The 377-nt window shown below is 43.5% G+C and carries 1 protein-coding gene; it reads right to left on the reverse strand.

The window, feature by feature from the left end; all coding sequences use genetic code 11:
* Nucleotides 1-203 precede the first annotated feature (203 nt).
* Complete coding sequence (locus RUMCAL_RS15205) at nucleotides 204-371, reverse strand: DUF4314 domain-containing protein (RefSeq protein WP_341349378.1); 168 nt, start codon at nucleotides 369-371, stop codon at nucleotides 204-206.
* Nucleotides 372-377: the final 6 nt, after the last annotated feature.

The raw sequence follows: 377 nt of genomic DNA on the forward strand, positions 1-377 counted from the left end.
CTGTCTTTCTGTTTTAGCGTTCATAGTGTTTTCCTCCGTAGTTTCGGGCTTTTTCCCTGTTGTTGTAACCATATTAACTCTAAACGGAGGAGATAGCAAGTGGCTAAATCTACAGAAAATGCGGGCAAAAGATTGTGTAGAATACACTCTTGCAATTCTTGCGATTGTATGGTAACATACCGTACAATGGAGGAGGTGCCGCCTTATTTTTTCGCCTTGGATACGGTCTGGAAACTGTCGATTTCGGGAATCAGAGCAAGGGAAGAACCATTCTCCCACCGCATATGAATGCTGCCCACATCATCAATATGTGTGACCTCGCCGACTGTTCCTGGAAGAACCGGATATTTTTCATTTCGCATAGAAATCAGCTGTAA

Source organism: Ruminococcus callidus ATCC 27760 (assembly GCF_000468015.1).
Classification (GTDB): domain Bacteria; phylum Bacillota; class Clostridia; order Oscillospirales; family Ruminococcaceae; genus Ruminococcus_C; species Ruminococcus_C callidus.